A 26,606-nucleotide genomic window follows, 5' to 3' on the forward strand; every position below is an offset into this window, starting at 1 on the left:
CCTCTTGGACTATATGACGAATGCCATCAAGCTGGTTGTCGCGCTGCTCGCGCTTTTGGTCATCGTCCGGCTGCTGGGAAGAAAAGAGCTCGCCGAAATGACTCCGTTTGACATCGTCTACCTGTTGTTGTTCGGAGGCATCGTGGAAGAAACTTTGTTCGACAGCAGCATCTCGGTCTGGAACCTGCTGTTCACGCTCGCTGTCTGGGCAATCCTCATCTATCTGATCGAAAAGATTGCCCAGCGCTCGGACAAGGGAAGAGTCCTGCTCATGGGGCGGCCGGTCTACCTGATCAAAGACGGGAAACTGGATACCGAGGCGTTCAGGAAAAATGCTCTCGAGATGGAACAGCTTCGGATCATGCTCCGGCAAAGCGGAATTTTCTCTTTGCGGGAAGTAAAAGATCTGCTCATCGAAACGAACGGATCATTCTCAATCAATACGTATGCCCGGTACAAACCTGCGACTGCCGGAGACCTTCATCTGGATGTAGCCGAAGAAGACCCGAGCGTTTTGTTGATCGACCGCGGAACCGTCAAAAGGGAAATGCTGCGGCAGATCGGCAAACGGGAAGAATGGCTGCTGGATGCGATGGCAGATCTCGGATTCGGAGGCGTTCAGGACATTCTTTACTGTGAATGGTCTGCGATGGACGGTTTTTATGTCCGGACGAAGGATGATACAATGAGACCGGGGGAGATTGAATGAAATTTGCCATCATCGGAGACATCCACTCCTCCGTACAGGATCTGGAGGATGTGCTGGACCATATCAGCCAGCACGCGCCCGGTGCCGAAGTTGTCGGGACGGGCGATTTATTTGAATGCACGATCAGCAAAAAGCGCGCACCTTACGAACGCTTCAGCAGGCTGGAGGAAGTCATGCTCCTGCCGGAAGGGTTGCTCAACCTTCTGGATTTCCCGTCGGTGATGGGCAATCAGGAAGAACGCATCGCCATGATCACGGAATCCGGAGAGCCGCTTCTTCGGCGGATCCGGTCGATGCCTGAAACGATGGACATCGACGGTGCGGAAATCGTGCACGGCCACCAGTGGGAGTGGGGCGGCGATCCGTGGACGCCGGTTTATCCGGGAAATGCGGGCGACCTCACCTTTTACGGACACAGCCATGAATCAGATCTCTCCATCGACGGCGAGCCAATAGACATCGGTTTCGGCGTGCCATATGACGTGACAAAGGGACAGACATTCGTCAATGTCGGACCAGTTGTCGGCGACCGGGAATGGGTGCTGTACGACCCGGCTGCCCGCACGGTGGAGTTCAGAAAAGTGATGGAATGAGAAAGCAGCAGGACGGACCCGGATCGGATCTGCCTGCTGCTGTTATTTTGAGTTATAGGGAGGTAAAGGAGCGGTCCACCATGGAAAAAGCAACTCCGTTTTTGATGTTCCAGAAGGGAAAGGCGGAAGAGGCGATGAAGTTTTATACCGGCCTCATCGAGGATTCCGAAATCATGGAGATCACCCGTTATGGCCCGGGTAATCCTGGCGGAGACGAAGGAACGGTAATGCGTGCGTCCTTCACATTAAAGGGCAGGGAATTTCATTGCATCGACAGCAATATACGCCATGGCTTTGACTTCACGCCTTCATTCTCCATCTTTTTGACTTGCAGTTCAGAAGAGGAGATCGACCGGCTTTACAAGGAACTGCTCGGCGATGGCGAAGCCCTGATGCCGATTGGCGAGTACGGATTCAGCAGGAAGTTCGGATGGGTCAATGACCGGTTCGGCGTTTCCTGGCAGCTTGACCTTCCGTTCTGACCGGGTCAGCCTTTGCGGATCCCTTCCCTGGCCAGTGCATCGGCCGCCCGGTTTTCCTCATCCGGGATCCACTTGATGAAGAAGAATTCAAACGAGTCGGCAATGGCGAGTGCCCGTTCCAAAATATCCCGGTGAACGGGATTTTTGGCGTACCGCTTTTCAACTGCAGACACAACAGCCTTTGAATCGGAGCGGATGGATACGAGTCCGGTCGTCCGCTTGGCTGCTTCTTCCACACCCCTCAGGAAAGCCGTAAATTCAGCAGTGTGATTATCGACCACGCCTGCAAACTCTGACAACTTGTCCTGATGGCCTTCGCCGCGGATAAAAATGCCGATGCCGCTTTTTCCGGGATTTCCGGCAGAAGCACCGTCGATAAATACTTCCAGCATATCAATCTCCCTCCAGTCGGGAAGTTTTGGCTCTCATACTTGAAAACGAAGCGGGAAGACTATACAATGTGGGAACCTGTATAAATGGAGTGACTTGAGTTGAATAAAATTGATCTGATTCAGGATATCGACGAACTTCTGGACCGCTACTGTGAAGACTGCTTCCTGAAAAGGCAGCTGCGCGAAGAAAAAGGGAAAACCGCTGCGCACAGTTTTTGCATCCGCGGCTGCACTGTCGGAGAACAGCTGCAGTTTCTCGGCGCTGAACTCAATAAACTCGGCCACTAAAAAATCCCGCTCTGCGCAAGCCGGCAAGCGGGATTTTTGTTTGTATGGAAATAGGGATGCGATATGGCAATCAGGAAGCACACTCGCTCCGGATCCATCCATCCCTGTTCAATGCTCTTCCAGTTTCACGACATTTGCAGCTTGAGGACCCCGGTTTCCTTCGATGACTTCAAAAGAGACCGTCTGGCCTTCGTCAAGTGTCTTGAAACCGTCGCCCATGATACCGGTGTAATGGACGAAGACATCCTCGCCGTCCGACATTTCAATGAAGCCGTACCCCTTATCGTTATTGAACCATTTCACTTTGCCCTGGTACATTTTACATCCCCCCGACGAGTCAAATGTCATCCGATACAGGGTATCCGGACCCAACCTTCAATATACATCATTCGACAATTCAGGTCAAACAAATAAAACAATTTTCTGATCTGTTTTGCCGGGGGGACATCCAGGGAATACTGGTAATGGAACGTTAAACGAAAGAAGCGTGAACGCATGAAGCCAATCATCGGAGTCACCGCACAAACACAAGATAATTTATATGATTATAAACTGCAGCCGGTCTACATCTCCGCCATTCTCCAGGAAGGCGGAATTCCGGTCGTCTTGCCGATTGTCCCGCCCGAGGAAGTGGGGGAAGTCCTGGATCTCGTCGACGGCATCGTCATGACCGGCGGCTGGGACATTGACCCGGATTACTACGGCGAAGAACCTCATCCCGGTACAGGCAGACTGAACTTCGAGATGGACGAATTTGACTCCACTGTCGTCAAGCAAGTCATCGCAAGGGATATGCCGTTTTTCGGCACTTGCCGCGGGATGCAGATGCTGAACGTCGTGACCGGCGGAACACTTTATCAGTCCGTGCTCGACCAGCTCGACAACCCGGTGAAACATAAACAAGAGCACGGACGGAAATTTCCCGTCCACCATGTTGAGATCACCGGAGGAAAGCTTCTCAAGCCCTTATTTGAAAATGGACGAACACGGGTCAACTCTTCGCACAATCAGGGAGCCAAAACCGTTGGCGAGGGCGTGACGATTGCCGCCAAAGCCCCGGACGGCCTGATTGAAGCGATCGAGCTGGAGGACAAGCGATTTATCCTCGGAACCCAGTGGCATCCGGAAAACTTCGCCGTAAACGGCCACGGACCTTCCAGGGAAATTTTCTCCTCGTTCATCCATGCCGCGCTGGACTACCGGGAAGAACACCGATAATGCAGTTCAAGGGGCTGTCCAGAAAGTACTGAACGGCCCAGTGAGACAGCAAAAAGCAAGGACGCCGGAAGAGGCTCGGCGACTGGCCTGCGGAAAGCGACCAGAGTCCTTGCTTTTTGCTTTTTTTGTTTTGAATTGGACAGCCCCTTTTCATTCCGGTCAGGAGAATCGGCGGTTCCCCAATCGGCGGCCCTATGATATACTTCACGTTAGCACCAGCTACTAATGATTGGTATAAACAGTTCGGGAGGCGTTCAGGAAATGGGAGATCTGCTGAAGCTAGAAGGCAAGAATATTGTGGTCATGGGAGTGGCAAATGAGCGCAGTCTCGCATGGGGCGTGGCAAAATCCCTTTATGAGACGGGGGCAAACCTCATTTTTACAAACCGTCAGGAACGCTCGCGTGCCAAACTCGAGCGGATTCTTGAAAAGGAAGGCCGGGAAGCGCGGCTCATCGTCCAGTGCGATGTGAATGACGACGAAAGCGTCAAAGAAGCATTCCGCCAGATCGGGGAGGAAGTCGGCACGATTCACGGGGTTGTCCACTCTCTCGCATTTGCCAATGCGGATGACCTGAAAGATGATTTCATCAACACATCACGCGACGGCTATGCGTTTGCCCAGGACACCAGCGCCTACTCCCTCGTCGCGGTCGCTCGTGAGGCGCGTCCGTACATGACAGAAGGGGGCGCCATCGTCACGATGACTTACCTCGGAGCCGAGCGCGTGCTCGACGGCTACAATGTCATGGGCGTGGCCAAAGCAGCGCTGGAAGCATCGATGCGCTACCTGGCAAATGATCTCGGCAAAGACGGCATCCGCGTGAACGCCATTTCTGCGGGTGCCATCCGGACTCTTGCGGCCAAAGGCGTGCCGTCTTTCAATCAAATCCTCCATCAGATCGAAGAAACCGCTCCGCTCAAACGCAACGTCGACCAGCGTGAAGTCGGCGACATGACCACTGCCCTTCTTTCCAACATGGGCACAGGCGTCACCGGCGAAGTCCTCTACGTCGACGGCGGATATCACATCATGGGCTAATGACAAATAAAAAAGGAAAGCAGCCGGGCAACACCGCCGGCTGCTTTTCAGATTGGGGAAGGGAAGGGATGGATCATCGGCAAGCGGGAACGGAATTGGCCGTGGCGGGCCTGGAATTGGCCGAAGCGGCTTCGAAAAATTGCCCTCCGGGAAGCGGGTCCGAAATCACTTGAAGCCGCCGGGAATCTCCACCTCTCCGCCCATCCCCAAAAAGTTCACCCGCCTCTCCCTCACCCGCATTCTTCACAGTAAGGAAAAAGGCCCCGGACCGCCAATCCCGCCTCCCGTTTCCTGACAGATACTTAAGACAAATTCCCCTTGCCCCAAGCCATTCGTTGTGAAATAATGAATTCGAACTTGAATAGGAGATCCTTCGGGGCGGGGTGCAATTCCCCACCGGCGGTGATGGCGCGAGCCTCAGTCCGTGACCCGCATTCGATGCGGTGGATCCGGTGCAATTCCGGAGCCGACAGTGAAAGTCTGGATGGGAGAAGGAGATTCGTTGGAATCCGGCTGGTTCCAACGTTTATTTAAGCATGCTTACCGACTCATGCTCGCCCCATATCGTCATTTGATACGGGGCGTTTTTGCATTTAAACGAAAGGAGTGACCCAAATATGACAACAGACCGATTTATGGAAATGGCTCTGGACTTGGCGGAAGGCGTGGCCGGGCAGACGTCGCCAAATCCGCCCGTCGGTGCAGTGGTGGTGAATGGCGGGCGGATCGTCGGGACAGGCGCCCATCTCAGGGCGGGCGGCCCGCACGCCGAGGTCCATGCACTTGCCGAAGCCGGAGAATTTGCAAGGGACGCCGACCTGTACGTCACACTGGAGCCCTGCAGCCATACCGGCAAGACACCGCCCTGCACGGAAGCGGTTATCCGCGCGGGGATCCGCCGCGTATTCGTCGGAACGCGGGATCCGAACCCGGCGGTCTGCTCGGCCGGCATTGACCGGCTCAGACAGGCAGGCCTGGAAGTCGAGCTTTTCGACCATCCGAGAGCGGAACGGATCATCCGTCCGTTTGCCCACTTTATCCGTACCTCCACACCTTATGTCACAATCAAAACAGCCGTCACAGCAGACGGCAAAACTGCCGCGCATACCGGCCACAGCCGATGGATCACCGGGCCGGCAGCACGGGAAGACGTCCATCATCTCCGCAGCCGCCATGATGCCATCCTGACCGGCATCGGCACCATCCTTCAAGACAACCCTCTCCTGACCTCCCGCCTGCCCCGCGGAGGAAAACATCCCATTCGAGTCATTCTGGACACCCGGCTCAGAACGCCTGTCCAATCCAACATTCTCACGAACAAAGAAGCGCCCGTCTGGATCATCTGCGGAAGCGAAGCACCGTCAGACCGGGAACATGCTCTCACGCAGGCCGGCGCAACCGTGCTCAGACAGGCCACTCCGGATCTCCGGATCGCGGATCTTCTCCTGCAGCTCGGCGAAAGACAGATTCAGACGCTGCTCGTCGAAGCAGGCGGTGAAGTAAACGCCTCGTTTTTGGAAAGCGGTCATTTCAATCAATTCATTCTTTATATCGCACCCAAGCTGATCGGCGGCATTGATGCACCGACCGCGTTCGGCGGCAACGGGTTTCCGGCGATGGAACAGGCAATCGGACTGACATTTGATCAAGTTGAATTTGCCGGAAAAGACCTCAAAATCACAGCAATCAAGGAGGGCACCGCATGTTCACAGGGATCATCGAAGAAATTGGCAACGTCCGCTCGTTCAATCTGAGCGGCCGCTCTGCCGTGATGACCGTTGCGGCCGATAAGATTCTTTCGGATGCGCATCTTGGCGATTCCATCTCCGTCGACGGAGTCTGCGTCACCATCACCCGCTTCAACAAAGATGAATTTACGGCGGATCTCATGCCGGAAACGGTCAAAGCGACGACGCTCCGCCGGCTGAGGCCGGGCTCTCGGGTCAATCTTGAGCGTGCGATGGCAGCAGACGGCCGGTTCGGCGGCCATATTGTCTCCGGACACGTCGATGCAGTGGCTGAAGTCAGCGCAAGAAGATCCGAAGCAAACGCGATTTATCTGGACTTGCGGGTTCCGCCGGCCCTTGCCCGGTACATCGTTGAAAAGGGGTCGGTCGCGCTTGACGGGACATCGCTCACCGTGTTTTCCGCCGGGCGGGATTCATTGACGGTCTCCCTGATCCCGCACACGCAGGACCTGACCGTCCTGGCGAAGAAAAAGCCGGGCGATCTCGTCAACCTGGAATGCGATTTGATGGCGAAGTATGCCGAGCGACTGCTCAGTCAACCGGACCCAACGGACAACGGATCAGAAGCCGCCGGTCTTGGCCTGAGCCTGCTGCAAGAAAACGGATTTGCATGAGAAAGGACGGGAAGCGCATGTTTTCCACTATCGAAGAAGCGATCGAAGACTTGAAAAACGGAAGACTCATCATTGTAACGGATGATGAAGATCGTGAGAATGAAGGAGACCTTCTTGGGCTTGCCGATTTGGCCGATGCGGCGATGATCAACTTCATGGCAACTTACGGCAGGGGACTCGTCTGCCTGCCCGTCGACGGCGACCGGGCTGCCCGGCTTGGACTGGAGCCGATGGTAAAACGGACGACCGACAAACTGGAGACAGCCTTTACGGTGAGCGTAGACCATCGCTCTTCGACAACCGGAATCAGTGCATTCGAACGCGCCCGCACAGCGAGAGAACTGATGAATGTCCGTTCCACGGCCGAGGATTTCATCCGGCCCGGACACATGTTCCCGCTCATCGCCAAGCCGGGAGGAGTCTTGGAACGCCCCGGCCATACCGAGGCGGCAGTTGACCTGGCGCGTCTTGCCGGGCATACACCCGGGGGCGTCATCTGCGAAATCATGGAAGCGGACGGCACGATGGCCCGGCTGCCGTCACTTGTTGAGATGGCAGCCGAACACGGTTTGAAGCTGATCAACATCCGGCAGCTCATCGAGTACCGGAAAAAACATGATTTGCTCGTCAAGAGGGAGGCACAAACCGTCCTGCCGACGGACTTCGGCGCGTTCACCGTATTTGGCTACACCGAACAGGCCACGGGTCTGGAACATGTTGCACTCGTCTGCGGAAATATTGCATCCGGCGGACCCGTCCCTGTACGAATTCATTCAGAGTGCATGACGGGTGACGTTTTCGGTTCCCGGCGGTGTGACTGCGGTCCACAGCTCCACGCCGCACTCCGTCAGATTCAGCTGGAAGGCAGGGGAATCTTAGTTTATATGAGGCAGGAAGGCAGAGGCATCGGCCTCATCAATAAACTGAAAGCCTACAGCCTGCAGGAGGGCGGCCTGGACACGGTGGAAGCGAATGAGCGTCTCGGCTTCCCCGATGATATGAGAAGCTATGCTCCGGCCGCTGCGATGCTTCAGGATCTGGGAGCGGAGGACATCGTGCTCATGACGAACAATCCCCGAAAAATCGAGGGCCTAGAATCATCGGGTATCCGAGTCTCCGGCAGGATGTCGATCGAGACCGAACGGTATCCTGAAAATGAGCGGTACATGAAAACAAAGGCCGAAAAACTCGGTCACCTGCTTCATAACTAATAAACCCATTCAAAAGGAGCGGATAATATGAAACGACTGGAAGGCAATCTTATCGGCACGGGCTTGAAAATCGGAATTGTTGCAGGGAGATTCAATGATTTCATCACACACAGTCTGGTGGACGGTGCGCTTGACGCACTCCGGCGTCATGGGGTCGAGGAAGAAGACATCACAGTGGCATACGCGCCAGGCGCGTTTGAAATCCCCCTCGTTTCGCAGAAAATGGCGGCGAACGGAAAATACGACGCCGTCATTACGCTCGGCGCCGTGATCCGCGGCGCGACCGCCCACTTTGACTACGTCTGTTCGGAAGCGGCAAAAGGCGTTGCGAGAGTTTCGGCGGAGACGGGGATCCCGGTGATTTTCGGTGTCCTGACGACCGATACGATCGAACAGGCCGTAGAGCGGGCAGGAACAAAAGCAGGAAACAAAGGCGTCGAATCGGCAGTCGCCGCCATTGAGATGGCGAACCTGGTCCGGCTGATCGACTAAAAATAGACCAACACCCCACCTTCGGAAGAAACTTCATCTTCCGGAGGATTTTTATATTACATTTATATGTCAGACGGATGCCAAAAGGGCCACTCACAGAAATGGGAAAAAGTACGCAAAACATTCAGATTAATCGGCGTTCTCCTATTTAAGATCTCTTTGAGCAAGACCAAAGGCCCTTTGCGCCGGCAGATATGCTGGATGCAAAGACCTCTTTTTAATGACGGCAGAATCGGTTCAATCTTTCCCTGTTTAAGGCAATCCTGCTTTATATTCAATTTGATCAGTCAGTCAAAATATGCATTTGCGCATAATCAAAAGTCCCGGCCTCAAAACCGCCAGGCCACAATGTTTCCGCTAAAATTGCTGCGGCGGCAGGCTTTTCTGAATTGCATCTTTAGACCCTGTCGCACCTATCCCGGCATAGGTGCAAAGAGTCATCTTCTTTGCATGGGGTTTCGTACGCAAAAAATTCGAACTTTTTTGTTATATGATGGATTTGCATCCAGAGGCCTGAACAAACAGCAAGAGACAAAATCAAATCAAGAGAAAGGAGGCTGGCAAGGGATCGTCTTCCCTTCCCGAAGGGCGGATGGTCCCGGGGTCAAAGCAACGGACCAACATTATCATCGCCAAGAAAGGGAGGAACAGGAATGCCGGGAACGAAGAAAAACAAGTCGTCCAAATTGTTGAGCATGGCTGCGTCGGTCCTCATGGTTTCGTCGCTCCTCGCGCCGGGACTTGTGTCGGCGGAAAACCGGACGACGAACGTGTCGGCAGTCGATACCGCTCAGGTGATCCAGGAAAAGCTGAGCGACCGCCTGCTCACAGAGTTCAAAAAAGATGACAAAGTGACGTTCCTCGTCAAGTTCAAGGAAAAGGCGGACACACAGAAAGCCGCTTCCGAGGCCAGAAAAGCTGCGCAGAGCGACAAACTCTCCGCACACAAAGCGAAGCTGGCCCAGCGGTCTGCGGTTGTATCGGAACTGAAGGCGACCGCCCAGGAATCCCAGGCAGACGTCAAAAAGTATCTGAAGCTCCTGGAAAAGAGCGGCAAAGCGGAAAACATCCAGTCGTATCACATCGTCAACGGCCTTGCGGTCACGGCCACGAAGGATGTCGCAGAGAAAATCGCATCCTTCCAGGAAGTAGAAAAAATCCTGCCGGATGAGCAGCGGCAGCTGGACGTGACGAAAACCACGGAGGAAGAAGCGCCAAAGTCCGGCGTGGCAAACGTCGAATGGAACGTCGAGCGTGTGCGTGCCCCTGAAACATGGGCGCTTGGAATTGACGGCACGGGAACCGTTGTCGCAAGCATTGACACCGGCGTTCAGTGGGACCACCCGGCACTGAAGGAAAAGTACCGGGGCTACAATGCCGCGACCGGAGAAGTCGATCATGACTTCAGCTGGTTTGACGCAACAGTCGGCCGGGGCGCTCCTTATGACGATCAGGGCCACGGCACGCACGTGACGGGAACGATGGTCGGCAGCGAGCCGAACGGCAACAACCAGGTCGGCGTTGCACCGGGTGCAAAGTGGATCGCCGTCAAGGCCTTTACAGCAGATGGCGGGTCTGACAGTGATCTGCTTGCAGCGGCGCAGTGGATTTTGGCACCAAGGGATGCGCAGGGGAATGAGCGCGTCGACATGGCGCCGGACGTCGTGAACAACTCTTGGGGCGGCGGACCGGGCCTTGATGAATGGTACCGTGATGTCGTGAAAAACTGGCGAGCGGCCGAAATCTTCCCTGAATTCTCGGCCGGGAATACGACGCTGTTCAATCCGGGCGGGCCGGGATCGGTAGCGGCACCGTCGAACTACCCTGAGTCGTTTGCCACAGGTGCGACCGACATCAACAACAAAGTGGCAGGCTTTTCGCTCCGCGGCCCGTCCCCATACGGCGAGATCAAGCCCGATATTTCCGCGCCGGGCGCGAATATCCGATCGTCCGTACCGGGCAGCGGCTATGAAGGCGGATGGAACGGCACTTCGATGGCGGGACCTGCAGTGTCGGCTGTAGCGGCACTTCTCCGGCAGGTTGACGCGGATATCACAGTCGATGAGATGGAACAGATCCTCATCGATACGGCCGTTCCGCTCACAGACAGCGAATATCCAGTGTCTCCGAACCACGGATACGGATATGGTCTCGTTGATTCATTCTCTGCCGTTTCTTCGCTTATCAGCGGAATCGGCGGGATCGAAGGACGGGTCATGAAGGAAGGCGACGACTCCGAGGCACCTGAATATGAGCATACGGCACCTCAGGACGCGTATGCAGGAATGGACCTGGACCTGACCATACGTGCAACCGATAATGTTTCAATCACGGCCGTGACGCTCAACTACACGGACGTGGGAGGAAACGAACAGACAAAAGAGGCTGTCCGCGTCTCGGGATCATTCACGGATGGACTGTACGCAGTCAGCGTTCCTGGTGAAGACATTGCAGACGGCAGCTTCGAATACAGCTTTACAATCAACGACTTCGGCAACAACACCGTGACGGCGGGTCCGTTCTCGATCGGCGTGCTGCCGGGCATCACGGCCGGATACTTCACCGATTTTGCACAGAAACCGAACGGCTGGGTGTCGTTTGGCAACGCGGACAGCTGGGAGTGGGGAAAACCGACTTCCGGACCGGGCGCAGCGGCAACGGGTGAAAATGTTTATGCGACCAACCTCTCCGGACCGTACGGCAACAACATGAACGCCACGCTCGTTATGCCGCCTGTGGATCTGCCGGACGGCGAAAGCTACCTGCAGTTCAAGCACTGGCACAGCTTTGAGGAATCTTCGAGCGGACATGCATGGGATTATGGCCATGTATTCATCTCGACGGATTATGAAAATTGGACACAGCTTCAAAAAATCCAAGGCAACTCCAACGGTTGGATTGACACCGAAGTGAACCTATCCGATTATGCGGGCCAGCGGGTTTACATCGGATTCAACGCATTCTCCGATTCCAGCGTTGCCCGTGACGGCTGGTATCTCGACTCTGTCGGCCTGGCCGACGCACCGAACGCACCGGCTGCAGCCAAAGGGAATCCGGGCAAGGACAGCGGGAATGGCAGCGGCAAAGAAAAGCCGGGCAATCAGCTGGCCAATCTCTTCTCCAAAGGACTGCAGCCTGAAGCCATCAAAGACAAGACTCCGGGACTTGAGCTGAAAAAGCCGGTCGATCCGACGAAGATCAAGCCGGTCATCCCGAAAAAGGAATTCAAACCGATTGAAGACGGAAAAACGCCGGCACCTGTTCTCCTGCCGCTCGGTGCCCAGGTAAGCGTCCTGGAGACGGGCAGCTCGGTCTACACGAATCCGGCAAACGGAACGTATTCGATGCGCGTTCCGGCGGGTGACTATACGCTGGTTGCGGAGGCCTATGGTTTCCGTTCTGCCGAGCAAAGCGTTTCCGTCGCACCGGATGAAACATCCAACGCCAACTTTGTGCTGGAAGAAGTTCCACTGAATACGCTCAGCGGAACGATCACTGACGCCTCCGACGGTGAACCGGTGGCGGGCGCATCCGTCTACCTTGTCGAGGATGCAAACGTGGCACCGGTTGAAACCGATGCAGACGGACGCTACTCGATCTCTGCTTATGAAGGAAACTATACCGTCAAAGTGGTGGCGCCGGGTTATCACGGCCAGGAAACCCGCGTGACGATCGGCAAGGACGGTGCGGTCCAGAACTTTGAACTGGAACCGTTCTACACGGTACCGGGCGGAGAAATCGGCTATGATGACGGAACAGCGGAAAACGCGCGGGCCTTCTACGATGCCGGCAACGGATGGGGCGTCAAGATGACCCTGCCTGAAGGCGAAGATCAGGGCATCGTCACGGCCGGCGTGTTCCGCTTCTGGGATACGGAATGGCCGGTTCCCGGCGGTACGGCATTCGCGGTTGAAGTTTGGGATGCAAGCGGCACAGATGGCACACCGGGCAAGAAAATCGCCGGTCCGTATGATGCCACGGCTCTCCGAAACGGAGAATGGACGGTCGTCGACCTGAGCGAGCATGCCATCACGGTCGGCAAAGACTTCTACATGGTCTATATCCAAACGAAGGCCAACCCGAACACGCCGGGTCTCGGAACGGATGAAAACGGACCGAACGCTAAGCGCAGCTATCAGTTCGTGGGAGGCGCATGGACTCCGGCACCTGCCGATGAGGGCAACTACATGATCCGTGCGCGCGTGGACTTTGAAGTGACCACCCCGGTCATCACGTCCCCTGAGGATTCCACACTGACGAACGATCCATCGATCAAGGTGGAAGGACAAGCGTCCCCGACGACCGACATCCGCCTCGACAACAACGGGGAAGAAGTCGGCACGGTCACAGTCGGCAATGACGGCAAGTTCTCGTTCGATGTAACGCTGGAGGAAGGGGAGAACACGTTCACCGCCACCTCGCTGCTAGGCGGAAAAACAACAGGCACCTCGGCCCCTGTCACTGTGACGCTTGATACGATGAAGCCTGAGCTGACGATCGACAGTCCGGCGGATGGCGAAAAGACGAACCGGGAGACGGTCACAGTCCAAGGGTCGGTCTCTGACGCCAACCTGGACTCGGTCACCGTCAACGGCCAGGCCGCCGACGTCAAAAACGGCAAATACACCAAGCGGATCCTGCTCGACAACGGCCGGAATCAAATCACGGTCACTGCCGTCGATGCCGCAGGAAATAAAACCGAGAAGAGCGTAACCATTACGGCGAAGTACGATGCACCGGAAATCACAAACTTGACGCCGGCCGAGGATAAGCACCTGAAGACCGGCCAGTCCGTGAAGTTTGAATTCGACAGCGAACCTGGCCTGAAGGCAAGCTTCATCATGCACATGCCGCTGACGAATACGACCGCCGATGCGACCGAACTGCCGATGATGGAAACCTCTCCGGGCCACTACGTCGGCTACTGGACGGCACCTTCGGGTCTAACCGCCAACGGGGCGCGGCTCGAAGTGAAAGCCCAGGACGACTTCGGCAATGTGACGAGGGAACTGGCTCCTGGCAAGATCTTCATCAATATGGAGTGAGCGGTTAGAAAATGATCACGGAAAGCTTCGGAAACGGACATCGTTTCCGAAGCTTTTTTTGTACAATTAAAAATAATGTGCAGACTTGAAAAATAAGTTTGACAAATTGGTGAAAAGGATAGAGAATGGTGATAGGTCATAATGCCCGGTATTAACCGGACCCCATTAAAGGAGTGGAAAACGTTCATGCAGTGCTATCGTGTTGCACCGGACAAGGACGCTTCTCGTTGGATTATCTCAATCGGAAACCTGGCACAGGGGGAAATGTTTCATTATAAAGACGAGGCCATTGCAGAAGCCGTCATATTGGCGAAGGCAACCAGCCCAAGCAAGATCGAAATTTTTGACGAAAGCCAAAAGGTGGTCGACAAGCGGAAGTATTGACTGATCTGATTCCTTTTATTTTATTTTTATGCCGCAGACTGCCAAAGCAGGAAAGCAAAGAACGTCTTTGCTTTCCTGCTTTTTTGCGTTCCCGCACAGTAGGGGAAGCACTCGAAAAATTGCGCTGGCCGATCAGCCGAAAAATCCACCTGAAACGAAAAGACACAGAGAACTGGACACTTTGCTCCATGATTCCACTCAAGTTGGCAACGCGCTCACTCACGGGGCCTATGATTCCACTCACCTTGGCAACGCGCTCACTCACAGCTTCTATGATCCCACTCGCCCGGACCGCACCGAATCATAAAGGGGGAGTGGGGGCTTGGAATCCGCACAGTGCAGCCCGAGGAGACAATGGCAGCAGTTAAACCTTACTAGTATGATGGATAAAATTTTACATCTGACTATTCAGACACACGTCAGCATATACATAATCAAGTGTATAAAATGAGAGCGACGGGGGCACAATCGATTTAATCAGATTGCCCGGCCAAATTCGTCCCGATTTGATTCAGTCCATGCAAAAGAGGCTGCCCGGTCAATGGGCAGCCTCTTTTGAACAACAGGGTATTACTTGTTGTTATTGTTGTCGTTGTCTTTGTTGTGGCGGGCTTCGCCGCCTTTTTGTCCGATTTCTTCGTAGAATTCACGGTCGTGGTTCTTCGAAGTGGCTTCGCCGCCTTTTTTGCCGATTTCTTCGTAGAACTCACGGTCGTGAGTGCGTGCAGTTTCTTCGCCGCCTTTGCGTCCTGCTTCTTCTACCGTCATTTTGCCTTCGTCATGGTTTTTATGGTCTTTGTGGTCTGCCATGTGAAAATCCCTCCTGATCGTTGTTTGGTTGAAATGGCTGCGACTGGATTATCGCTTGTTTCGGCGGTTGTTGTCGTCATCGTCCTTGTTGTGACGGGCTTCGCCGCCTTTTTGTCCGATCTCTTCGTAGAACTCACGGTCATGATTGTCGGAAGTGGCTTCGCCGCCCTTTTTGCCGATCTTCTCGTAGAAGTCACGGTCGTGATTGTCGGAAGTGGCTTCGCCGCCCTTGTGGCCGATCTCTTCGTAGAACTCACGGCCGTGGCTGTCGGAAGTGGCTTCGCCGCCTTTTTTACCGATTTCTTCGTAGAACTCTCGACCGTGGCTTTCGGAAGTAGCTTCGCCGCCCTTGCGACCGATCTCTTCATAGAAATCGCGGTCGTGAGTGCGTGCTGTTTCTTCGCCGCCCATGCGTCCTGCTTCTTCTACTGTCATTTTCTCGTTGTTGTTTTTGTTATTTCTTTTGTTGTCTGCCATCGTGCATTCCTCCTCGAAAAGTTTTTGGCTAGAAGCTCTTTCAGCCTCATCCTCTGTATTTCCGCTTCTATGAGAAATAAACAAGTGGAGAAGAACTGTAACATTTGTAACATTTGAAATAATATTGAGACAATCTAATTTGAGCTATATGTGTCAAAGGAAAAACGGCCGGAGACTTCTTGAAACATTAATATCTTCTATAAAATAATTTAGGCAATTTATTTGAGAATTCACAGGAAACAAACATGAATTTCCGTTCTGGATTCTATATTAATATAGTGATAAAATGAGGTTAATAAAAATGAAAGAGCGTTTTTCAGCTGTTTTTCATTCTAAACAGAGAGATAGAACGGCCGATTATGCCGGAATTATACTAAAAAAACAGTGGGGCGAAAGAGAGAACGTGAAAAAAAATATAGAAAACATCATTTGCCGTGTGATGCAACGGACAGGATTTGACCTGGAGATCAAGGAAGACCTGTGCGGTGTAAACATGACTTACCACTTTATCCATGACTATGTCACTTATGATCCGGACCGTCTTCAAAAAGCGGCAGCCGAACAGAAAGTGGAAGTTGGTCTTGAGACCTACATCACGGCCATCACACTTCATGAGATCGGGCATGCGATTGACCGTCAGGCATTGCTGGATTCGATTCCTCAGTCGGTTGAAGTGATGAAAATGAAGCAGGGCATTCCCGTTCCCGTCATTTATGCGGATCCTGTCTTGCTTGGAAAACTGATCGAAGAAGATGAGCGCAATCTGATTTGCGAGAAGACGGCTTGGGAAAATGCAAGCATGCTGAACAACATGTACCAACTCGTTCCGTTTGAGCTTTTCAATGCGATCGCAGAACAGTCACTCGGAACCTATGAAACAAAACTGACAGACAAAAAGCGACGGCTTGCCCGGATTGTCGGCACAGCCACCGCCTGATCAAATAGTTAACAAGCAGCCGAGGGCATGATTTCTGTGTCCGCGGCTGCTTGTTTTATTGGTGATATTAAATAAAAAAACACAGTACGGAGTTATCCGTGCTGCGTTTTGGAGAATATGTGAATGATTGGGCAATCATCTAAGGAGTTTCGTCTCCAAATAAAAGCCGGTTTCCAGTCCGGCAGCGCTGTCCGGAAGCCTTTTCTTGTTGCATCATCTTCGTTGAATGTGGCTCCCGATTCATCGCTGTGCTTATTTTATATCCGTTTTTGCCTGCCGTAAACCTATCTGCTCAATTGTTTATTTGCCGAAACAGAACTTCCGAATCTGTTGTGCTTTCAAATTTCCGGTCTGCAGGAAGCGCTATTATATAGAAGGAACTCATTGGAATCAAATTGAGCTAGCTGGTTTATCCGGCATTCGGCCATTCCGGAAAATCTTGGCGATTCTTGTGGGGCATTGAGGTATAATGGAAATAAACTGAACGAATTTGGAGGAATCGCCATGGCCTATATGATTCCGGAGACGATCCGGTCATCGGCGACTGCAGGAGAACGGCTCTTGTTCAGGACGATGAAAACCGTCCTGCCCGATGATGTCATTGTTTATTATGAACCGGAAATCAGAGGAAGGCGTCCGGACTTTGTCTTGATCGGCCGTGATTTCGGCTTGCTGGTCCTTGAAGTGAAGGACTATACGAAAGGGACGCTGCACGAACTGAACGCGGACGAATGGACGATCATCACTTCCCAGGAAGGACGCAAAGTCATTCCAAGCCCGATGCTTCAGTCACGCAAATATATGTTCCTTATCATGGACGCGCTGAAGCGGGATGCGAGCCTCGTCCACCCAGAAGGTAAATATGAAAACCGGCTGAAATTCCCGTGCGGCCATGGAACGGTCCTGACTAGGATGCATTTGGACGATATGCACCGGCTCGGCCTCGACCGGGTCCTTGAACCGGGCCAGACGCTCATGCGCGATGAAATCGACCCGGACCATCCGAATTTCTCCGAAGAGCTCTTCGTCGAGAAAATCTACGCCATGGCGGAGATGATGTTCCCGCTGCGCGATCCGCTAACCCCTAACGAAGTCGATGCCATCCGCTACCATCTTTTCCCGGAAGTCCGGATTAGCGCCGAATTCCGGGAGCCGGTGGTTCATCAGGATCAAATGCTCCTGTCACTGAAAGGCCTGAAGGCGATGGACCTTCACCAGGAAAATCTTGCAAAGCAGCTCGGCGACAAAAACCGTCTGATCCGTGGAGTGGCCGGAAGCGGAAAGACACTCATCCTCGCAAGCCGTGCCAAGTTGCTCATGAAAAAACATCCGGACTGGAAGATTCTCATCCTCTGTTACAATATTTCCTTGTCCCGGACGATCGAGGCGATGGTGCAAAGGATGGTGAACGAGCCGGAGAGCCTGTTTGATTTTGACTTTTCCGAAGAGGGCGGCGGGCTGATGCCACCGGGAACCGGCAATATCGCTGTCCGGAATTTCCATGCCTGGCTGAGATTCGACTTGAAGATCAAAGAAGACCAGATTCCGTATTTTATCGGAAAACTCGACGGGGGAGAGGCGATCCTGCCCGGCTACGATGCCATTTTGATTGATGAAGGGCAGGATTTCGAACCAGAATGGTTCGCACTCGTGAGCCGGCTGTTGAACCCCGAAACGAAGTCACTCCTTCTCGTCGAAGACCGGGCACAGTCCATTTATAAGCGAAAACGCTCTTACATCCAGGATACGGGACTTGACTTCAGGGGCCGCTCGAAAGTGCTCAACATCAATTACCGGAACACGGAACAGATTGTCTCATTTGCCTGGGACTTCTACAGAGCCCATTCCAATGTGCACGGCGTAGTGGACAAGCAGCTCGAAGGCGAAATCATCGCTCCGCTCAGCACTTCACGCAAAGGCTATGCCCCCGGTCTCATCCGAGCAAAGGATTTCCGGCAGGAAGCGACGTTCGTGGCGCGGCAGATCCGCCTGCTCCACACCCAGCGCGGCATTCCGCTGTCCGGCATGCTCATCCTGTATCGCGTCAGGAAATGGGGCGGCAATGACTATGTTGACGAATTAAAAAAGGCGCTTCAAAAGGAAAACCTGCCGTATTATTGGCTTACCGAATCTGCGGGTACCAAACGGGCGTACGACCGCAATGCGGAAGCGGTGACGATCAGCACGATCGACTCCAGCAAAGGGCTGGATTTCAGAGCGGTGTTCGCGGTGAACATCGACAACATGCCGCTTCCGCTCGAGGATGATCCGGAGCGGGAGGCGTCGCTGCTGTATATTGCCATGACCCGCGCGCAGGAATATTTATGCCTGACTTACTCCGGTCACTCCGCTTACACAGAATACTTTGATGCCATCCGTGAATCCAAGCAGCAGCGAAAGATCAAATCCGAAAAGAACGCCACTTCCTGAAGCCCGCGGCCTGCTCAAGCAGGTCCGGCTTTTCTTTTTATAATGGGGAACAATAAAGACGGAAACGGCAATGAGTCCCGCCGGCATATACAGGTTTTTTCGGGAACCGAGCGCATACACTGAGCAAAAGGGTCAAAACGCAAAGTTTTGGGTAGACATGTGGCAAGATAAGATTTTTCGAAGGAGTGCAGCCGACGATGGAAATGGAAACGTTAAACCAGTGGGTCAAAAAACTGCTTCCTTATATGGAGGGAGTCCGGATCGACGAGATTGAGATCGAAACGCTGGAGGACGATCCCGGGAGCTGCATGCTGGTCCGGAGACATTCCGGCGAAATGATTGCGGAGATGGTGCTTGACGGGGAAGGAGAGTTGCGCTTTTTCTCCTGTTTCCGTGCGACCGAATTCGCACCGGTCGTGACGCTTGCGCCCCATATGGTCCGGCGTATCGCTGAACAATTCATCCGTTCGGTTTTTAATGATGATGCAAAAATACTCGGGTTTTCTTCGGTTGTCGACCTGGATTCGATTTACTCGGTTGACTTCGTCCGAAAAGACATGGACGGGATCGAACTGCCGAACTCGGGCGTGAGTTTTTCGTTTTGGAAGGACGGCCGCCTCTTGGACATGACAAACCATATGGGCCCTTTGATCCTCGTCAACGAGGAAGAGGCCATTTCACCGGAAGCGGCGCTTGATCTGTTCATGGCGAATCTCCACGGGGAACTGAAGATCAGCCGGTATGACGGAGAAATCTATGTGGACGGGGACAATGAGTTCCATCTCATCTATGATTTTCTCACCGGCACGCCGGACGAGGTGAAAATGGACGGCACCGTCTTTTCACTGGCAGAAGAGCTCGGCTATCATCAGCCTGAATTCGAACGGCTTCCGAAAGAACGGATGACCCGCACGCCGCTGACGGCAGCAATCGGCGCGGATAAAATGTCGCTCGTCTACGAGGAGCAGCTGGACGGTGCGGACTATGAAGTGTACAGCGACAGACCGGAACTTTCAAAACAAGACGAACGTCTGTATGAGTATGATGAGCCGATGGAACACGCGGTCAAGATGATCAGCGGCCACCGGAGCGACCGCATCTATTCTGCAATGAGGCTGCCGCCGGAGAACGGGACGCAGACAAGGTCCGTCGGCAAAGGGGAAGCCTATGAAAAGGCGCTGTCCGTCCTGTTCGGGGAGTTCCCGGATGCGGACCGTCTGTTTCGGCTCCGGAAAGAGGATCCGGAATTATATGATGATGAAAACGGCGATTTGGAAGTGTCCGGCTACCAATTCATCTTTGACCGATTCCATGGGGATCTTCAGATCGAGGATGAATGTGTGGAGATCGATATCGACGCGGCGACAGGGACCGTCGTCCGGTATGATGCATCAGAGCGGATCGGTTTTTGTGCTGATGCACTGACGAGCGAAGCACCGATTGACATTGAGGCGGCCAAGTCGCTTTATATGTCCAACATCCGCATGCGGCCGGTGCGTGCGAGAAATGAAAACGACGGCGGTGCGCCTGTTTATGAACTTGTCTACATTCCGGAATTTCCGGCCCCGGGAGGCCATATCCATGCCGTCGACGCCCATTCGCTGGAAATGTGGACAGTCGATACCGGCGCCTTGCTCGAGGAATGAATACTGAATGATAAAACCGCTTTCAATCATCGGCAATCACTGTATAATAGGAAACAGCAGGACCCGCGCCAGATTGACGGCTGCGGGTCGACTAAATGACACGGGAAAACCGGGATTCGGAGAGAACGATGGAGACCAAAACAGTAACTGTCAAACAAATCAGCGATGCCTTCTCACTTGAAGTGCTGGCGGGAAAAAAAGAATTGCACCGGACGATCGACAAAGCGCAGGTCCGCCGGCCGGGTCTTGAATTTCTCAACCATTTCGACTTTATTGCAACGGGACACGTGCAAATTCTCGGCCGGAACGAGATCAGCTATCTGCACACACTGGACGACAAGGAAGCCCGGCACCGGATCGGCAATATGGTCACGTATGACCCGCCCTGCGTCATCATCACGTCAAATCAGGAAGAGCCGGACGGACTTCTGACTTATTGCGGTGAAGCCCGAATCCCGGTATTGCGGACGCCGGATTCCATGACGGAATTTGTGCAGAAACTAAATGGTTTCCTCGTCAAAAACCTCGCCATGGAAATGGCCATACACGGTGTGTGTGTGAATGTTTCGGGGATCGGCGTGCTGCTTCGCGGGAAGTCGGGCGTCGGAAAAAGCGAGACGGCCCATACGCTCATCGGCCGCGGCCACCGGCTCGTGAGCGATGACATCGTCGTCATCCGAAAGCTGAGCCCCCAGACCCTGCTTGGCACGCATGACGGCAACAACCGCGAATTCCTGGCTCTCCGGAGCGTGGGACTGCTCAATGTCGTCCGTATGTACGGGCGCACTTCCTTCCAGGAAGAGACGCGCCTGACACTCGATATCGAACTCATCGAGTGGGAAAAAGACGCACTCAACAATGAGCTTGAAGTCGACATGAAATACAAGGAATACATGGGTGTGAAAATCCCGCATATCCAGATTCAGCTGCAGCCCGGCCGGGACGTCGCCGGCCTGATCGAAGCAGCGGCGAACAACTGGTACCTCCGGATGCAGGGATACAGCGCAGCCGAGGAATTCCGCCACCGGCTTGAAGAAGCGTTCCATGACGAAGAAGAATAAGACCGGCCTAAAAAACCCCTTAACGGCCGGATCCATAGAGGATGATCCTGCATCCGCCGGCCGGAGTGCGGGTTTCCTGCGTTTCCGCCGGTTCTCCCCATGCCTGAAAACAAGCCTGGCAGGGTAAGGAATTGGAAGCGGGGCGCATACATAAAGGATGTGAAGCCATGAAAGACCATTCACGCTACCGGCAACTGGCAAACCTTACAAGGCTGATCAATACGAAGCTGCAGCTCAAAGAAATGCTCGAAGCCGTCACAGAAGCCATTTCCGAGGAAGTGTTCCAATGCGATTCCGTCGGCATTTATATGCCTCAGGCCGACGGCTCTTTTCGCGGCTATACCGGCAAGCCGGACTTCATCAACGGCATGACGATCGACATGCACGTGATCGACCCGAAGAACGATGCTCTCGTCAGGGAAGTCGTTGAGAAAAACCGGCCGGTCTACATTCCGGACACCGCATCGGATGAGCGGCCGAGCGACTGGGCGGTTGATTCATTTCTGATCCGGTCTCTGCTCGTGCTGCCGATTTCGTTCGGGGACGAGCTTTTCGGCCTCGTCTTCCTGTTCAACTACGGGCAGCCGATGAATATCACCGATGAACAGCGTGAAACGGTCGAGGCATTCGTCAATATGGCGGCGGTCGCCATCCGCAACGCCAACGACCTTCACCGGAAAGAGGATCTCCTTCAGGAAAAACAGTTCCTGCTCAATGTGAACCGGGAGCTGTCACGGTGCGAGACCATGCAGGATGCGATTGAAATCTGTTTCCGCTATATCGGGGAAGTCCTCAAAAATGACAATGCCGCCGTCCATCTGCTTGACCCGCTTGCCGGCAGGAAGATCGAGCCTGCCAAGCTGTCCAAGCAAAGCAGCTGGAGCGAGGACGAGTGGCTGAAAGTGCATAAAATGACAGTTGCTGATATTTTGTCCGACAAAGTGTATCAGGAGGCAGTACAGACGAGAAAGCCGATTTTCATACCGGATGTCACAAAAGACAGCCGGCCGGACCCCCAAGTGACAAAAGCTTTCGGCATCCGCGGCCTCTCGGTGTTCCCGCTCGTCGCGATGAACGAAGTGCTCGGCTTCATCGCGGTCCCGAATCTCAGCGATGAACTCGTCGACTACCCGAAATCGGTCCAGCAGCTGGCCCAGTCGGTCGTGGATTCGACCGCTTCCACGCTGTCGAACCTGCTGTACATGGACAAGCAGGAAATGATCATCGAAGAACGGACATCCCAGGTGCGTGAAAAGAACCGCGAGCTGGAACGTGTCGTCACCGAGCTGGAGAACCTGTCACGAGAGAAAGAACTCATTCTCAGTTCGGCGGGGGAGGGGATTTTCGGGCTCGATCTCCAGGGACATATGACATTTTGCAATCCGGCCGGCCTTGAAATGCTCGGGTTTGAACGTGAAGAAGATATTGTGGGGCTGCCGTGCGGATGGATTTTCTGGGGAGACCCGGCAAAGACGACCGGCTGCGCGGTCGGCCCGGACAACAAGCCGATGGTTCAGGTAGACCGATTTTACAGGAAAGACGCCACCTCCTTCCCGGTGGAATATGATCTGTCGCTCATTCAGGAAGGAGACGACGTTTTCGGCCAGGTCGTCATCTTCAAAGACATCACCGAGCGCCGCCAGCTGGAAGACGAGATCAAGTACTATGCCTACTATGACAGTCTGACGGACTTGCCGAACCGGCTTCTCCTGCGCGACCGCCTGGACCATGCACTCACAAATGCCGCGCTGAACAAAGAACAGCTTGCCGTCCTGTTCCTGGACCTGGACCGGTTCAAGCTGATCAATGACACGTTCGGCCACAGCTTCGGTGACCTGCTCCTCAAGGAAGTCGCCATCCGGCTGAGCACTTCGATTCCGGAAACCGGCATTGTCTCAAGGCAGGGAGGCGATGAATTCATGATCATTCTTCTCGACGTGAAAACGAAGGAAGAAGTGATCCAGACCGTCGAACGGGTGAACGCCGCATTCGCAGAGCCGATCCTGCTCGAGGGCCACGAAATTTTCATCAAAAATTCCATCGGCATCGCTGTTTATCCCGAAGACGGGACCGATGCGGAAGCACTCATCCGAAAAGCCGATACGGCGATGTACCGGTCAAAAGAAGTGGCCGGCGGAAGTTTCCACTTTTATCACGAAGGCATGGGCCGGCGCACGATAGAAAATGTGAAGTATGAAAACGCCCTGTACCGGGCGCTTGAGCGCGATGAGTTCGTTCTCTTTTATCAGCCCCAGATGGATTACTGCACAGGAGAGATGGCGGGGGTGGAAGCGCTCATCCGCTGGCAGCATCCGACTGAGGGCCTCATCCCGCCGAATGTGTTCATTCCGCTTGCCGAACAAACCGGACTCATCGTTCCGATCGGAGAATGGGTGTTGCGTGAAGCGGCCGGCCAGCTGATGAAATGGATGGATGCCGGCTATGCTCCTGTCAACATGGCGGTTAATCTGTCGGCGGCGCAATTTGAGCAGGATGACCTGGTGACCGTCGTCGAGCAGGTGTTGGCCGATACCGGAATCCCGCCGCGCTACCTTCACTTGGAACTGACCGAAAATCAGCTCATGCGGGATTCCGAGCTTGCCATCAACACCATGCACAGGCTTAAAAAGCTCGGCGTGCAAATCGCCATCGACGACTTTGGAACGGGCTATTCTTCGCTCGGTTACCTTCAGAAGTTTCCGGTGAGCACGCTCAAGATCGATCGCTCGTTCATACGGGATCTCATGGATGATGACGATGACCGAGCGCTCACTGACACGATCATCACGATGGCGGACAATCTGGGCATGGAAGTGATCGCCGAAGGAGTCGAAACCGAGCCGCAGGCGGATTATCTGGCGGCCCGCAGTTGCGCACTCATGCAGGGGTATTTCTTTAGCCCTCCGATACCGGCCAAACAGCTTGAAAAAAGGTTCCTGAAAAATAAATAAGGGGATGAAGCGAAGATGAAAGCAGGTATTGCAGTTCTTGAGTATTTCCGCAAAATTGGGGTGGACAAAGTGTTCGGCATTCCGGCCGGCAGCCTGAATGTCATCTATGACGGGCTGAACGATTATCCGGATATCGTGCCGATCATCACAAAGCACGAAGGCGCGGCCGGATATATGGCTGCCGCTTATGCCAAGTATTCGAAACACATTGCGGTCGCCGCCGGCTCAAGCGGTCCGGGTGCGACGAATCTCATCACCGGCGCGGCGAACGCCATGCGCGAACATCAGCCGGTACTCTTCATCACCGGCGCTGTGCCGATGAGCACGGTCGGCTTCAATGCGTCCCAGGAACTCGATGTGTCTCCCCTGTTTGCACCGATCACGAAGTACTCCAAACGCGTCGAACGGGCGGAAGACCTCGTTCCGGAAATCGACAAAGCGGTCCGCTTCGCACTTGACGGCGTACCGGGCCCTGTACATATCGCCATTCCGCTCAACGTCCAGAACGGCCAGGTGGAACCGGAGTTCCCCGAAGAGCCGATCCGGTTCAATCCGCCTGCGACCGATATGGCCGCCGTGAAAAAAGCCGTCCAAGAGATGAAGAAACGAAAAACCGGCCTCCTGTTCGCGGGGCAGGGGGTGCGCGGAATGGTACCGGAAGTAATGATGCTGTCTGAGCTGCTCGGCTGGCCGGTCGTCTGCACGCCTGTCGCCAAAGGTCTCTTCAAAGACACGCATCCGCATTTTGCGGGCATTTACGGTTTCGCAGGCCATGAATCGACCACACAACTTGTCCAGGAAGGCAGCTTCGAGACGCTCGTCGTCCTCGGATCAAGTCTCGGAGAAACCGCCACGAGCAACTACAACGCCAACCTGGCCAAGGACCGATTTGTCATCCACGCCGATATTGACGAGAAAATATTCAACCGGAAATACCCGGCGGATCTTTCGGTTCTCGGCGACCTGAACGACGTGCTTCCTAAATTCATCCGAGAACTGCGCCAGCTCGGGGCTTCGCCGAAAACGGCAGAGATCTCTTACAACGCAGCTCCGCTGAAGGCCGGAGAGGACTTCACGACGAAAAATGCAATGCTGAAACTCCAGGAACTGCTGCCGGAAAAGACCCGCTACGCGATCGACATCACTGAAACGGAAGCCTATGTCATCCATGACATGAACACAGTTTCCTATGATGCATTCGACATAAATGTCCACTTCGGCGCGATGGGAAGCGGGCTTTCCACCGGCATCGCCGCCAAGCTGGCCGACCCGGAACGTCCGACTGTGACGATCACCGGCGACGGCTGCTTCTATATGCACGGCATGGAAATCCTGACGGCGAAAGAATACAACATCCCGATCCTGTTCATCGTCATGAACAACGCCCGCCTCGGACTCGTCTACCACGGGCACAACCTTCAGTTCAAGCGCACCCACACGACCTTCTCGACAAAACCGTTCAGCATTGCGGACATGGCAGAAGGCATGGACATCCCGAACGCCCGCATCGAATCGCTGGAAGATCTCAACCAGGAAACGATCGACCGGCTCATGCAGCAAGACGGCCCGGCCCTGCTCGAAATCGTCCTCGTCGATGACAACCCGCCGCCGATGGGGGACCGTGTGAAATTCCTTTCGGGGTTTGGCGAATAAAGCAAAAAACGCCCGGCCGTTGATGGCCGGGCGATTCTTTTGCATGGGGAGAGGGAGAGGCTTCCCGACATTCGGAGGCCGAATCTCGACATTCAGCGAGTTGATCCCGACATTCACCGCCTCTATCCCGACATTCACCACCGGGCGGCCCGGATTCCGACATTCGGAGGCTGAATCCCGACATTCGGAGGCTGAATCGCGACATTCAGTGAGTTGATCCCGACATTCGCCGCCTCTATCCCGACATTCGCCACAGGGCAGCCCGGATCCCGACATTCGGAGGCCGAATCGCGACATTCAGCGACGCGATCCCGACATTCGCCACAGGGCAGCCCGGATCCCGACATTCGGAGGCCGAATCGCGACATTCAGCGACGCGATCCCGACATTCGCGGTCCCAAACCGGACATTCATCGCCGGGCGG

General features: G+C 54.3%; 20 protein-coding genes, 1 pseudogene and 1 riboswitch. Of the genes and pseudogenes, 17 read left to right on the forward strand and 4 right to left on the reverse strand.

From position 1 onward, the window contains the following. The first annotated feature begins 13 nt into the window (after positions 1–13). The 3 genes from ACFFIY_RS08910 to ACFFIY_RS08920 all read left to right on the forward strand — a co-directional run bounded on the left by ACFFIY_RS08910 (position 14) and on the right by ACFFIY_RS08920 (position 1,784). Positions 14–709 carry a DUF421 domain-containing protein gene (locus ACFFIY_RS08910; protein ID WP_354196169.1) on the forward strand — a complete coding sequence of 232 codons (696 nt, stop codon included), beginning with the start codon at positions 14–16 and terminating at the stop codon, positions 707–709. After that, entirely contained in the window at positions 706–1,302 is a 597-nt protein-coding gene (locus ACFFIY_RS08915) for a metallophosphoesterase family protein (protein ID WP_354196098.1), read from the forward strand. Before ACFFIY_RS08910 ends, ACFFIY_RS08915 begins: the two co-directional genes overlap by 4 nt. 80 nt (positions 1,303–1,382) lie before the next feature. Then, the gene (locus ACFFIY_RS08920) at positions 1,383–1,784 is read left to right on the forward strand and encodes a VOC family protein (protein WP_354196100.1); all 402 of its coding nucleotides are present in this window, start codon (positions 1,383–1,385) and stop codon (positions 1,782–1,784) included. A 5-nt stretch (positions 1,785–1,789) separates the two neighbouring features. Here ACFFIY_RS08920 and ACFFIY_RS08925 read toward each other — a convergent pair whose 3' ends face one another. After that, the gene (locus tag ACFFIY_RS08925) at positions 1,790–2,176 is read right to left on the reverse strand and encodes a reverse transcriptase-like protein (RefSeq protein WP_354196102.1); all 387 of its coding nucleotides are present in this window, start codon (positions 2,174–2,176) and stop codon (positions 1,790–1,792) included. Positions 2,177–2,275: 99 nt separating this feature from the next. On the opposite strand from ACFFIY_RS08925, the gene ACFFIY_RS08930 reads away from it, so the two are divergent. After that, positions 2,276–2,464 carry a zinc-finger domain-containing protein gene (locus tag ACFFIY_RS08930; protein ID WP_354196104.1) on the forward strand — a complete coding sequence of 63 codons (189 nt, stop codon included), beginning with the start codon at positions 2,276–2,278 and terminating at the stop codon, positions 2,462–2,464. Positions 2,465–2,572: 108 nt separating this feature from the next. On the opposite strand, the gene ACFFIY_RS08935 is transcribed toward ACFFIY_RS08930, so the two are convergent. Beyond that, entirely contained in the window at positions 2,573–2,782 is a 210-nt protein-coding gene (locus ACFFIY_RS08935) for a cold-shock protein (RefSeq protein WP_354196106.1), read from the reverse strand. A gap of 177 nt (positions 2,783–2,959) precedes the next feature. On the opposite strand from ACFFIY_RS08935, the gene ACFFIY_RS08940 reads away from it, so the two are divergent. From ACFFIY_RS08940 to ACFFIY_RS08970, 7 genes are all read left to right on the forward strand, one after another. Further along, on the forward strand, positions 2,960–3,682 hold the full coding sequence (locus tag ACFFIY_RS08940) for a gamma-glutamyl-gamma-aminobutyrate hydrolase family protein (protein WP_354196108.1): 723 nt from the start codon (positions 2,960–2,962) through the stop codon (positions 3,680–3,682). Positions 3,683–3,943: 261 nt separating this feature from the next. After that, positions 3,944–4,723, forward strand: a complete 780-nt coding sequence (fabI, locus tag ACFFIY_RS08945) for an enoyl-ACP reductase FabI (protein ID WP_354196110.1) — start codon at positions 3,944–3,946, stop codon at positions 4,721–4,723. Between the two features lie 365 nt (positions 4,724–5,088). Next, a riboswitch (FMN riboswitch) is annotated at positions 5,089–5,223 on the forward strand. Between the two features lie 117 nt (positions 5,224–5,340). Next, positions 5,341–6,477, forward strand: coding sequence for a bifunctional diaminohydroxyphosphoribosylaminopyrimidine deaminase/5-amino-6-(5-phosphoribosylamino)uracil reductase RibD (gene ribD / locus ACFFIY_RS08950; RefSeq protein ID WP_354196112.1), 1,137 nt, complete (start codon positions 5,341–5,343; stop codon positions 6,475–6,477). Then, the gene (gene ribE, locus ACFFIY_RS08955; RefSeq protein ID WP_354196114.1) at positions 6,426–7,085 is read left to right on the forward strand and encodes a riboflavin synthase; all 660 of its coding nucleotides are present in this window, start codon (positions 6,426–6,428) and stop codon (positions 7,083–7,085) included. The genes ribD and ribE overlap by 52 nt, the downstream gene beginning before the upstream one ends. A gap of 17 nt (positions 7,086–7,102) precedes the next feature. Continuing rightward, the gene (locus tag ACFFIY_RS08960; protein ID WP_354196116.1) at positions 7,103–8,296 is read left to right on the forward strand and encodes a bifunctional 3,4-dihydroxy-2-butanone-4-phosphate synthase/GTP cyclohydrolase II; all 1,194 of its coding nucleotides are present in this window, start codon (positions 7,103–7,105) and stop codon (positions 8,294–8,296) included. Positions 8,297–8,323: 27 nt separating this feature from the next. Further along, positions 8,324–8,788 carry a 6,7-dimethyl-8-ribityllumazine synthase gene (gene ribH, locus ACFFIY_RS08965; protein WP_354196118.1) on the forward strand — a complete coding sequence of 155 codons (465 nt, stop codon included), beginning with the start codon at positions 8,324–8,326 and terminating at the stop codon, positions 8,786–8,788. A gap of 653 nt (positions 8,789–9,441) precedes the next feature. After that, positions 9,442–13,833: a S8 family serine peptidase gene (locus tag ACFFIY_RS08970; protein WP_354196120.1), complete on the forward strand. Its 4,392-nt coding sequence runs from the start codon at positions 9,442–9,444 to the stop codon at positions 13,831–13,833. A gap of 978 nt (positions 13,834–14,811) precedes the next feature. Here ACFFIY_RS08970 and ACFFIY_RS08975 read toward each other — a convergent pair. Together ACFFIY_RS08975 and ACFFIY_RS08980 are read right to left on the reverse strand one after the other, a co-directional pair. Beyond that, positions 14,812–15,027, reverse strand: a pseudogene (locus tag ACFFIY_RS08975) (con-10 family general stress protein); the annotation flags it as partial. A 48-nt stretch (positions 15,028–15,075) separates the two neighbouring features. Further along, a complete protein-coding gene (locus ACFFIY_RS08980; protein ID WP_354196124.1) occupies positions 15,076–15,504 on the reverse strand; it encodes a KGG domain-containing protein in 429 nt (142 codons plus the stop codon). A 439-nt stretch (positions 15,505–15,943) separates the two neighbouring features. Between ACFFIY_RS08980 and ACFFIY_RS08985 the strand changes: the two genes are divergently transcribed. The 6 genes from ACFFIY_RS08985 (at position 15,944) to ACFFIY_RS09010 (ending at position 26,182) form a co-directional block, all read left to right on the forward strand. Next, entirely contained in the window at positions 15,944–16,441 is a 498-nt protein-coding gene (locus ACFFIY_RS08985; RefSeq protein WP_354196126.1) for an integrase, read from the forward strand. A 504-nt stretch (positions 16,442–16,945) separates the two neighbouring features. Next, on the forward strand, positions 16,946–18,871 hold the full coding sequence (locus ACFFIY_RS08990; RefSeq protein WP_354196128.1) for a 3'-5' exonuclease: 1,926 nt from the start codon (positions 16,946–16,948) through the stop codon (positions 18,869–18,871). 197 nt (positions 18,872–19,068) lie between these two features. Next, positions 19,069–20,517 (forward strand): hypothetical protein, encoded by a 1,449-nt coding sequence (locus ACFFIY_RS08995; protein WP_376837236.1) that lies wholly within the window; start codon positions 19,069–19,071, stop codon positions 20,515–20,517. A gap of 128 nt (positions 20,518–20,645) precedes the next feature. Next, the gene (gene hprK, locus ACFFIY_RS09000; protein WP_354196132.1) at positions 20,646–21,578 is read left to right on the forward strand and encodes an HPr(Ser) kinase/phosphatase; all 933 of its coding nucleotides are present in this window, start codon (positions 20,646–20,648) and stop codon (positions 21,576–21,578) included. 167 nt (positions 21,579–21,745) lie between these two features. Further along, complete coding sequence (locus tag ACFFIY_RS09005; protein ID WP_354196134.1) at positions 21,746–24,529, forward strand: EAL domain-containing protein; 2,784 nt, start codon at positions 21,746–21,748, stop codon at positions 24,527–24,529. Between the two features lie 15 nt (positions 24,530–24,544). After that, a complete protein-coding gene (locus ACFFIY_RS09010; RefSeq protein ID WP_354196136.1) occupies positions 24,545–26,182 on the forward strand; it encodes a thiamine pyrophosphate-binding protein in 1,638 nt (545 codons plus the stop codon). Positions 26,183–26,606: the final 424 nt, after the last annotated feature.

Origin of the sequence: Bhargavaea ullalensis (assembly GCF_042432615.1) — a bacterium.
In the GTDB taxonomy this organism is placed as follows: Bacteria; Bacillota; Bacilli; order Bacillales_A; family Planococcaceae; genus Bhargavaea; species Bhargavaea ullalensis.

Bases quoted from the DNA above. Each gene is read 5' to 3' on its own strand.
- ACFFIY_RS08910 (WP_354196169.1), top strand. From the start codon at position 14: ATGACGAATGCCATCAAGCTGGTTGTCGCGCTGCTCGCGCTTTTGGTC.
- ACFFIY_RS08915 (WP_354196098.1), top strand. From the start codon at position 706: ATGAAATTTGCCATCATCGGAGACATCCACTCCTCCGTACAGGATCTG.
- ACFFIY_RS08920 (WP_354196100.1), top strand. From the start codon at position 1,383: ATGGAAAAAGCAACTCCGTTTTTGATGTTCCAGAAGGGAAAGGCGGAA.
- ACFFIY_RS08925 (WP_354196102.1), bottom strand. From the start codon at position 2,176: ATGCTGGAAGTATTTATCGACGGTGCTTCTGCCGGAAATCCCGGAAAA.
- ACFFIY_RS08935 (WP_354196106.1), bottom strand. From the start codon at position 2,782: ATGTACCAGGGCAAAGTGAAATGGTTCAATAACGATAAGGGGTACGGC.
- ACFFIY_RS08940 (WP_354196108.1), top strand. From the start codon at position 2,960: ATGAAGCCAATCATCGGAGTCACCGCACAAACACAAGATAATTTATAT.
- fabI (WP_354196110.1), top strand. From the start codon at position 3,944: ATGGGAGATCTGCTGAAGCTAGAAGGCAAGAATATTGTGGTCATGGGA.
- ribD (WP_354196112.1), top strand. From the start codon at position 5,341: ATGACAACAGACCGATTTATGGAAATGGCTCTGGACTTGGCGGAAGGC.
- ribE (WP_354196114.1), top strand. From the start codon at position 6,426: ATGTTCACAGGGATCATCGAAGAAATTGGCAACGTCCGCTCGTTCAAT.
- ACFFIY_RS08960 (WP_354196116.1), top strand. From the start codon at position 7,103: ATGTTTTCCACTATCGAAGAAGCGATCGAAGACTTGAAAAACGGAAGA.
- ribH (WP_354196118.1), top strand. From the start codon at position 8,324: ATGAAACGACTGGAAGGCAATCTTATCGGCACGGGCTTGAAAATCGGA.
- ACFFIY_RS08970 (WP_354196120.1), top strand. From the start codon at position 9,442: ATGCCGGGAACGAAGAAAAACAAGTCGTCCAAATTGTTGAGCATGGCT.
- ACFFIY_RS08980 (WP_354196124.1), bottom strand. From the start codon at position 15,504: ATGGCAGACAACAAAAGAAATAACAAAAACAACAACGAGAAAATGACA.
- ACFFIY_RS08985 (WP_354196126.1), top strand. From the start codon at position 15,944: ATGCAACGGACAGGATTTGACCTGGAGATCAAGGAAGACCTGTGCGGT.
- ACFFIY_RS08990 (WP_354196128.1), top strand. From the start codon at position 16,946: ATGGCCTATATGATTCCGGAGACGATCCGGTCATCGGCGACTGCAGGA.
- ACFFIY_RS08995 (WP_376837236.1), top strand. From the start codon at position 19,069: ATGGAAATGGAAACGTTAAACCAGTGGGTCAAAAAACTGCTTCCTTAT.
- hprK (WP_354196132.1), top strand. From the start codon at position 20,646: ATGGAGACCAAAACAGTAACTGTCAAACAAATCAGCGATGCCTTCTCA.
- ACFFIY_RS09005 (WP_354196134.1), top strand. From the start codon at position 21,746: ATGAAAGACCATTCACGCTACCGGCAACTGGCAAACCTTACAAGGCTG.
- ACFFIY_RS09010 (WP_354196136.1), top strand. From the start codon at position 24,545: ATGAAAGCAGGTATTGCAGTTCTTGAGTATTTCCGCAAAATTGGGGTG.